Raw genomic sequence first — 9,575 nt, forward strand, 5'->3', positions numbered from 1 at the left:
ACTCCAACCAAAATTCAGCAGAAAGCCATTCCCATACTTATTAACGAAGCTTCCAGGGACTTTATCGGTCTGGCCCAGACGGGAACCGGTAAAACAGCCGCCTTTGGGCTTCCCTTGCTTGATGCCATAGATGTTGATACCAAAGGTACCCAGGCCCTGGTTCTGGCTCCTACAAGAGAGCTGGGCCAGCAGATTGCCCAGCAGATCCAGGCGTTTTCCAAATACCTCAAGGGGGTTCGTGTTCAGGTAGTGTATGGTGGTGCCGCCATTATGCCGCAGATGAAAGCTTTAAAAAATACGCCTCACATTATCATTGCCACTCCCGGCAGGTTGCTCGATCTTATTAAGAGAAAGGCTATTAACCTCAGTAATGTTAAACATGTGGTATTTGATGAGGCCGATGAGATGCTCAATATGGGCTTCCGTGACGATATAGATGATATACTTTCACATACTCAGGGAAATAAATCCACCTGGTTGTTTTCTGCCACCATGGCGGGCGAGATCAGGGATATCGTGAACAAGTATATGGATAACCCCAGTGAAGTAAAGATAGACAGTGGAACGCTGGTAAACCAGAATATCGATCATCAGTACTTTGTAACGAAGGCTAAAGACAAAGCCGATTTACTGGAGAGGATCATTGAACTGGAGCCGGATATGCGTGGTATTGTGTTTTGCAGAACAAAGCGTGATACTCAGGAGCTGGCGCAGCAGCTACAGTCGCGCGGCTTACCGGTAGATGCCATACACGGAGACCTTTCGCAAAGCCAGAGGGATCAGGTGATGAAGCGTTTCAAAAATCATTCTTTGGAGTTTTTGATCGCAACAGATGTTGCAGCGCGAGGAATTGACGTAAATGATCTGACACACGTGATTCATCACTCCATACCTGACGACCTGGAGTATTATACTCACAGAAGTGGCCGGACCGGCAGGGCAGGGAAGAAGGGGATCTCACTGGCGATTGTTACCTCATCAGAACAGCGCAAGTTAAAATCTCTGGAAAGAAGACTAAAGCTTAACTTTACTCCTTACAAATTGCCCAGTGCAGTTAAGGTGCAAAATGAGAAGTTGCAGACCTGGGCAAATAACATGGTGCAGCTTGATATAGACAATGATGCCATACAGGCTCATAAAGAGGATGTAGAGGCAATTTTTGCAGAGCTGTCCAAATCAGAATTGATAGATAAGCTACTGATGAGCCAGCTCAAAAATATGGGGATCAGTACTGATGGCCCTGAGTTTGAGCAGGAATTTGAGGATGGTGGCCGAGGCAGCCGAGGCAAGTCTGAAAGAAAAGTTTCGTCAGGCGGTCGTTATGAGAGGTTCTTCATCAATGTAGGAGCTATTGACGGCTATGATAAAAAAGAACTTATTGACCTGGTAACAGAAACCGCAGGTATCCCGAGAAAAGCCGTGGGGCCTATTACCATGGAAGAGCGCAGGGCCTACTTTGAAGTAGAAACTGAGGTTTCCGGTGTAGTGGAATCCCGCTTTAAAGGTATGCAACTGGATGGTCGTGATATTCGTGTGAATAATGCCATAACCGGCGGCAAAAGGAATTCCAGAAGTAGTAAGAGGCTTCATGACCATAAGTCTAAAAGAACAGACCGCTTTGGCAGGAAGGGTAAAAGAAAAAGATAGCAAACAGGTTACAGCCACTTTTTAAACTCTACATAGAAAGTGGCTCCCTTTCCCTCCTCACTTTCACAACGGATACTTCCCTTCATCGCTTCAACATATTTCTTTACTATTGAAAGGCCCAGACCGGTTGATTCTTCCCCCGCAGTAGGTTTGGCCGTAAGCTTCTGATAAGGCATAAACAACTTTTTCATGTCCTTTTCATTGATTCCCGGTCCCTGGTCGCTTACCATCACACATACACTTTTCTCTTTCTCCGTCATATTGATACTTATAGAGGTACCTGTAGGGGAAAATTTCAGGGCATTGGAGATGAGGTTTTCGAAAACCTGGATGGTGTAGTTGTTGTCCACATTTACAAAAACGTCAGGGCCCGGCTCTATCAAAAGCTCTATGTTCTTTTCATCAGCAGATAGTTGGAAATTGTTCTTTAACTCGTTCAGCAACCGCCGGAGGCTTACCTTTTCGTTCTTAATATCTATTTCCTTGGCCTCAATAGCGTTTACATCCAGTATCCTGCTGATCATTTCCCCCAATCTTTCAGTGCTTTCCAGTACTTTGTTTACATACTGGCCCTGTTCTTCCGATTTGTCCCGGGTGGTGAGTTTAATCAGGTTGACCATTCCCTTGATCTGGTTCAGCGGGCTGCGCAGGTCATGGGCCACAATTTTGATGAGGTGGTTCTTCTCCTCGTTCCGGGCTATGAGTTCATTGTTATACTCCTTCAGCACTTCCTGTTGGGCTTCGATTTCCTGCGTCCTCTCGTCCACGAGCTGCTCCAGGTTATTATACAGCATGGCATTGTCGAGGCTAACCGCTATTTGGCCAGAAAGCAGTTTGAGCATATCCAGGCGCTTGGGAGTAAACGCACCCACTACAAGGTTGTTTTCCAGGTATATGATCCCGATTAGCTCATTTTGAACCAGTATAGGTGAGCAGAGAATGGACTTTAGTTCCGACTTTTGAACGTACGGGTCATTGGCAAAGCGGTTGTCAGCATTAATGTTGTCAATAATAACAGTTTCTTTAATCCTGGCAGTATATTGTATAATGGACTGTGGCAGGTCTTCAAACTCATCTGCTTTTGTGTCTTCGAATATCCTGATTTTCTCATCGCTGGCCGTGCCCATAGCGCTTACGAATATATCGTTGTCCTTTTTTTGCAAGAGGAAGCCCTTTTCAGCTCCTGCATTTTCGATAACGATCCTTAGCAGCTTATCCAGTACCTTCACCAGCTTGATCTCACTGGCAATGGCAGTTGATGCCTTGAGTATGGTGGAAAGCTCCAGGGTGGAATAGTTGCTGGTAGAGTTTGAAGAAAATGATGCCGTATTTTTACTTTTTCCGCCCAGCAGGTTAATATCTACAATAGGGTAGAGCCTTGAAATTTCTTCTGCCTTTGCCGTTGCTCCCCAGTTAAGGTAGTTTTCATAAGCTTTGCGCAGATAAATCTCATAAGGGAATTTATCGGGCTCGGAAGCATAGAAGCTCCCGGCAAGCTCATAGCACAGGGCTTCATCATTCAGGTAATTATTCGCTGATGCACAGGAAATGGCCTTGTCATAAAACAAGCGGGCCTTATCCTGCTTGCCAGATGTCCTGTACTTTTCGGCCAGCAGCAGGTAGTATTTGTGTTCAAAGTTCATGGGGGCATGCTTTGACCATTTTTTCATCTTCTTTATACTATCATTTCCTTTTCTTATGGCCCTTGTTCTGTCTGAGCCCTTCAGGTCGGGCAGGCAGGCAAAAAGTACCAGCGCTTTGTAGAAATGATAGAGCGGAAGGATGATGGTGCCCACCACTAATTCCAGTTTGCTTTCCAGGCTTTCCGCATATTCCCGTGCTTTTTCATAGTCCTTAAACATGTATGCGAGTACCATGCCGTGATATCGGGCATGGAACAAGGCCGAAGGGTTGTTCTTTTTGAAATCCTCTGTTAATACGGTTTCACTGTCAAAAGCTTCTCCGCTCAATATGGCAGGGTTTTTACTTTTTCCGGTCAGGTTGAGCGCTGCCTGACGGAATATTTCGTTTTGGTGAAAAAGCAGCTCCTGATTGAGATGAAGTATTTTTTTGCTTTGAGCACTCATTTCTTCATTGAGCCTCAAAAGGTTCTTGCCCGTAAAATAGCCATGGAATGACCGCACCATTAATGCTGATGCCGCGAACTCATGATCACCGGATTCCATGCCGTAGTGATATGTGTCCAGAAGCGGGTCAAGGGTAAGGTTGAGGTGGTTTTTCCAGTGGTGAACAAAGCAGTGGTAAACGAGGTGTGTCTTGGCCTTTACCCTTTCCGCCTTAAACTTTTTCAACAGCGTCATCGCCAGCTCACCAAACTTATAGCCGTCTTTCAGGTTGCCCAGCACACCGGAAAGAATAATACTATAACCGGCATAATTGGGGATAGACTCGATGGAATTACCATATTTGATAGAAATGCGGATCATCCTGAAAATCATCAAAGGCAACAGTTCCGGCGTAGTCCTGGAGATAGCCGAGCCAATACTGGCCATAATGTTCATCGCCGCTTTTTTATGCGGGTCAGTCATTGCCGGAAGCTGCTCCAGCCGGTGAATGCCGGTGCGTTTCAGCAGGAGAGAGGTCTTTACCAGTTCCTTGGCAATCAGCGCTTTACCGGGCTTTGCAGGCAGGTCTTCTCCAAGCTGGCTTAAAGTGCTTAGTGCCAGTTCAATAGCCTTGAAGGGTTGGTTCTGGGCAATGCAGGCTTCAATCCTGATTTTTAAGGCTTTGATCTGGTCAAGTATAGACCTGGCATTGCGGGTTACTTTTTCTATATGGCTATCCGCTTCATCAAACTTGCCAGCCAAAAAGCTGGCCTCTGCGGCGCCAGTGTGCACGGCCAGTGCCAGATCGTAATAGTGCGTCCAGATGTCTTCTTTGCTGTATCTGAGGGCTGCTCCATAATACTCAAGTGCATTGGGGTAGGCCGCGGATGCTTTAGCAAGGTTGCCTGCTTCAAAATTCAGCCGTGTCAGCTCATAGATCTCGTTTTGGTCAGTATCTTTTCCCACACCACTGTTCAGATGGTAGGCAATGTCGAATATGAGCCGGTCCGTATGGCTATGATTACTTTTAGAAGCCAGGTACTTTCCTATCCTCCAGTGTATCTGTTTTCGATTCTGTTCAGCAATAGAAGAATAAACAGACTGAACAATACGGTCATGGACGAAGGTATACCGGCTGTCCATCTGGTGGGCCGGCTTTTCTTTTACAGGCGAAGGTGAAATAAGCTCCTGAATTAAACCCAGCCTCACCGCCGGGTAGAGGGCGTGCTTGATATCCTCAGGAGGCCGGCTATGCAGGTGTGCTAGCATGCTCAGGTCAAATTGATCGCTAAAGCAGGCTGCGGATTCCAGTACGCTGCGGCAATCAGGATCAAGGTTTTCAATTCTTTTGGTCAGCAACTGAATGACATTGTCAGTTACCTGTAGCGAATTGATCCTGTCCATATCCCACTGCCATTGCTGATCCGCACGGTCAAACCATAGCAACTTCTCATCATAGATAGTTTGCAGGAACTGGTGTGCAAAGAACGCATTGCCCTGCGTTTTTGAAAATGTGACCTCGGCCAGTTCTATGACATCCCTTTGCTTGCAGCCCAAAGCATCACCTATAAGTTCGCTCAACTGGTGGATCGAAAGGCCTTCAATGGACAGGAATTGGGCGTTGGCATCAGGAAGCTGGTGGTCGCTTAGATCGTTAGACCTGTAGGTGCCAATAATCAGTACATGGGAAACTGCGGTATCTGAAGTAATGGTTTTCAACAGGGCAATAGAAGCCGGGTCAGCCCATTGCAAGTCATCAATGACCCACACCAGCGGGTGCTCGGCTGTGGCAATGCCATTAATAAACTGCTTAAATATATAATTGAAGCGGTTTTTAGTTTCCTCCGGATCCAGGTCCGTTATTTCCGGCTGGGCACCGATGATGAGTTCGAGGTCGGGTATTACATCAGTTAGCAGGCGTCCCTCATCACTTACAGCAGCCAGTATTTTTTGTTTCCACCCTTTAAGCTGTTGCTCGCTTTGTGTTAAAAGGTTGTTGGTAAGTACTTTTAGTGCCTGCACAAGGGCGTGGTATGGTTTATCGTGATGAAGCTGGTTAAACTTACCGAAAATGAAATTGCCCCCGCGCTCAATTACACTGTTTCTTAGCTCAAAGGCAAGAGTGGTTTTCCCGGAGCCGGCACTCCCGGAAATCAAAACTGTTTCCCGGTCACCCTGGCACACCTTCTCAAAAGCTGATTGGAGGAACATCAACTCCTTATCGCGTCCGTATACTTTCTGGATAATACGCAGAGTATCAGAGTAGTCGTTTTCCCCGATTTTGAAATTACTTATGGTGCCTTTGGTCTTAAGCTGTTCAAGGCATAATTTGAGGTCATGTTTAAGACCTCTGGCCGATTGGTACCTGTCATCGGCATTTTTGGCCAAAAGCTTGTCGACAATATGCGACAATACCGAAGGAATGGCCGGATTTTTTTCAATAACTGCAGGCGGTACTACTGCCAGGTGCGAGTGGACCAGTTTCATCGGGTCATTGTCAGCAAAAGGAAGACTGCCGGTTAACCATTCATGAAACAGTATCCCAAGCGAATATAGGTCCGACCTTTTATCTATTACCCGGTTTACGCGTCCGGTCTGCTCGGGTGAAAGGTGCGAAATGGTACCTTCCAGATGCTCTATATTGGTGTTTAATGGTGTTTGTTGTCTGAATTTTGTGGCAATACCAAAGTCTATGACCTTAATCTCAAGGTCGGTATTTACCAGTATGTTATGCCCGTTGATATCTTTATGAATAACATCATGTTCATGAATGTAGCCAATAGTCCTGCATATTTTAATAGCTACCTCGAGGAATACTTCCAGGTCCGGAGACTGGTTGGCTATAAAATCCTTTAAAGTTATACCCTCAAAATATTCAAGTACCAGTGCAGGCCTGTGGTTGACCTCAATTTTTTTAACAGGCTTCCTTACCCCATCGATATTGATCTGCGAGAGGAAGTCGTACTCATTGATCAACTGGTTTTCCGCGGCGTATGAATTGTTGTCCTTTTTATAAATTTTTATGATTACAGGCCCGCCAAATTCACTTTGCTCATTTAAATAAATCAGTGAACTACCACCTTCGGCTATCTTTTTTGATTTATTTAGAACATGCTCCATATCTGCACGCCAATATAGCTAAAATAGAATTCACATCATGCTTTTTTCAGTTTGAATGATGCAACATATAACACATTGAGAATAAACACCACAATAGTCAATAGCTGTAGAAAATACATCTGCGGATAGTGCAGAAATACGAAGATGCTCATCAGGGCATTTCCTACCATCTTGCACCAGGCCGCAGTGAATGAATAACCCTCACGGAAGTTGCTGGACAAATAAAATATGGCATAAAGTGAAGCCATAATCACGGTGATGATGTAGGCTGAAGTGGCACCCATAGAGGTATCATACCCTTCCACGATAAAAAGGTAAAATCCGATAGTCCATAAAATAACACTGGCAATCTCAATGGGGCGGAAGTATTTGATGAGTACCGGTGTTGAGAGTTGCTTGTGTCCGTATTTCAGTACCTGATAAAAAATTAAAAGATCCATGAAGAACCATACCCGTAAGCCCCAGACAAAAAGCAGGCCCAGATCGGTGGTGACCAGAAAGGCCCAGGTAAATTCCCACGCCAGGTTAGAGGCTGCCGCTGGTACCGGCATCTCAACAAACTTGTCTTTAAAGCCATTGCGGATTATGATAAAATACACAACGACCCAGAAAATGGTACCTACCAGTACCAGTGCCAGCTCGGCTACGGTATAGTCGCAAACATTGATGATGGAACTCAGGCCGGGATATTCCTGGCATAGATTATGGCTGTTAAACATATTGTAAGGTTAGTTTATGGGGCAATATTATAAGCAATGATGGCACTTAAAAGTATCCATAAGCCCTGGATAATACCAGGCACGATGGCAAAAGCCAGCTTTTTGGATTGTGTCCACCGTACGAGAAATGGCAGTGCAGCCGAAAGTAAAGCCTCGCAAATGATGATGTAGTATGGTGCGCTGAATATCATGGAGCAATCTTTATAGTACCACCAATTGGCACTTTTGGCCAGGTGCTCATAGAGCGGAATATAAAGGCCGCCTGATAATGAAATGACTATGGCTGCCACCCAAATGCCTTTCCAGCGGGTTAGCAATAAAGCATAATAGCCTAGCTGTGTTAAAGCTATCGTCCATGAAATGGGCATATAAGAGGGGGATGTCCAGATCATGCTTTCACCCGGAGGATAAACCAATGTACCGATGGTAGTAACGGAATAATGATCAGCCAAAAGCTCCAGTACACCCGCTACAAAGCCGAACAGCAGCAGCTTTTGCAAAACCATATTTTTCGTGTATAGCGCATACGCTACATATACTACGAATGAACCTAAAGTGATGATATAAACAGAAGTGGTACCCGCGTGTGTTAAAGAACTGATAACAGACCAAAGTACCATGATGGTTTGAGTAATAACTATAAACCAGGTGGTTTTCTTATTCATTATGTACGTTATTTATATAATGGAATCGGTTTTCTTTTGAATGACCAGCCGTTTTCCGAAGACAGTTGGGGTAAGTATGATCGTGTCTTCCCATTTTTCATGGAGCTTCCAGTCCTTTTGCAGGGAAGGAGGGATGTAAAAACGAACATTTTTATGGTCATTGTAATGCAGCAGGAATCCCTGGAGCAGCTTTCTGTTGATCAACCCACTGATCAGGCGGATCACCACGGAGTGCTCATCCAGCCGGTTCGATTCGATGACAAAAAGAGTGCAGATCTTAAACACTATACGGCTTCTTACATCATGCTCTCCATGCACTCCCAATGCCTGGCCCAGGTCTTTATTAATGGCCTTTGATATATCCTGTACAAAATACCAGATCATATATTCAGGCACTTCATCGAAGGCAGTTCCCGGCAGTATATGTTTTAAAAAGTTAATACATGACCGTGTCAGCTCCTTGCCATGATCTGATTCTTCGGCCTGATGCTTCATAATAGTCACACCCAGATCCCAGCCCTCTTCAAAAGTGTCCGGCAGAAATGCTTCGTCTATACCCATGAGGTAGCCGATCACCTTCCAGCAGTGCATGTAGCCGGATATTTGTTTATCGGAAAGGTTAATGCCCAATTGCTTGAGTCCTTGCAACACCAACGGGCCAAATGACATGAGCGTACCGGCCATATCCTCCTGGTTGATCGGTTTGCCATAGTAGTCTGTATCCCAGCCTTTGGGGTTAAATTTTTCATGTAGCAGGAAATACCTGATCGAAGCATGTATGAGCCTTACCTTCTGGATAGTAACAATGCCGTTGCCTTCCGGTGACATGCCATTGGGGGAAAGCGCATTCATAATCATCTGCGCTGTTTCCATAAGCCGGCGTGCCAGAGGGTCAATGGACCCGCTTCTCTCTGTAAGGCGGCCCGTCATGTAAAGTACTTTGGCCCCTTTGCTACAGGCATAGCACAGCGGTAGCGACTTTACATTAAGTATCATCGAAATCTCAGGGCCATAGAGCGTAAAGACCTCCTCACCGACTTTCATCAGCGCGGGATTAGTCCATGACGGCAGGTGCCTGGTTTCTTCAAAGTATCTGGTGACCACTTCGCTTACCTCTTTGGGCAAGGATGAAAAAGTTTCGGTATTAAAACTTGAATTTCTTACAAGATGGGTGAAGACTTCATTGATCTTTTCTTCATATCCCGATTCTATGATAGTAGTTACTACTTTGTCGGCTATCGGGTCGGCCTCAAATCGCTTGCTTTCCAGAAAGTCATCCGACCATTTTGTGCTATGGGGCATTTAAATATGTGTTGTTAAATCAGGCGACCAATATAGTAGATTATAAAATATGGAGA

Annotated in this window: 5 protein-coding genes; 1 reads left to right on the top strand and 4 read right to left on the bottom strand. The window is 45.3% G+C overall.

Features of this window, described 5'->3' with window-relative positions:
• On the top strand, positions 1–1,647 hold a 1,647-nt coding region (locus E1163_RS10525; RefSeq protein WP_155171427.1), incomplete at its 5' end, for a DEAD/DEAH box helicase.
• Between the two features lie 8 nt (positions 1,648–1,655).
• On the opposite strand, the gene E1163_RS10530 is transcribed toward E1163_RS10525, so the two are convergent.
• From E1163_RS10530 to E1163_RS10545, 4 genes are read right to left on the bottom strand one after another with little or no spacing between them, the layout of a single operon-like run.
• The gene (locus E1163_RS10530; protein WP_155171419.1) at positions 1,656–6,833 is read right to left on the bottom strand and encodes a sensor histidine kinase; all 5,178 of its coding nucleotides are present in this window, start codon (positions 6,831–6,833) and stop codon (positions 1,656–1,658) included.
• Positions 6,834–6,868: 35 nt separating this feature from the next.
• Entirely contained in the window at positions 6,869–7,552 is a 684-nt protein-coding gene (locus tag E1163_RS10535; RefSeq protein WP_155171421.1) for a transmembrane-type terpene cyclase, read from the bottom strand.
• A 14-nt stretch (positions 7,553–7,566) separates the two neighbouring features.
• The gene (locus E1163_RS10540) at positions 7,567–8,217 is read right to left on the bottom strand and encodes a DUF6989 domain-containing protein (RefSeq protein ID WP_155171423.1); all 651 of its coding nucleotides are present in this window, start codon (positions 8,215–8,217) and stop codon (positions 7,567–7,569) included.
• Between the two features lie 12 nt (positions 8,218–8,229).
• Entirely contained in the window at positions 8,230–9,519 is a 1,290-nt protein-coding gene (locus tag E1163_RS10545; protein WP_155171425.1) for an oxygenase MpaB family protein, read from the bottom strand.
• Positions 9,520–9,575 lie beyond the last annotated feature (56 nt).

The sequence above is a fragment of the Fulvivirga kasyanovii genome (genome assembly GCF_009711405.1).
GTDB lineage: Bacteria > Bacteroidota > Bacteroidia > Cytophagales > Cyclobacteriaceae > Fulvivirga > Fulvivirga kasyanovii.

Coding starts and splice junctions, on each gene's coding strand:
- E1163_RS10530 (WP_155171419.1), bottom strand. CDS start 6,833: ATGGAGCATGTTCTAAATAAATCAAAAAAGATAGCCGAAGGTGGTAGT.
- E1163_RS10535 (WP_155171421.1), bottom strand. CDS start 7,552: ATGTTTAACAGCCATAATCTATGCCAGGAATATCCCGGCCTGAGTTCC.
- E1163_RS10540 (WP_155171423.1), bottom strand. CDS start 8,217: ATGAATAAGAAAACCACCTGGTTTATAGTTATTACTCAAACCATCATG.
- E1163_RS10545 (WP_155171425.1), bottom strand. CDS start 9,519: ATGCCCCATAGCACAAAATGGTCGGATGACTTTCTGGAAAGCAAGCGA.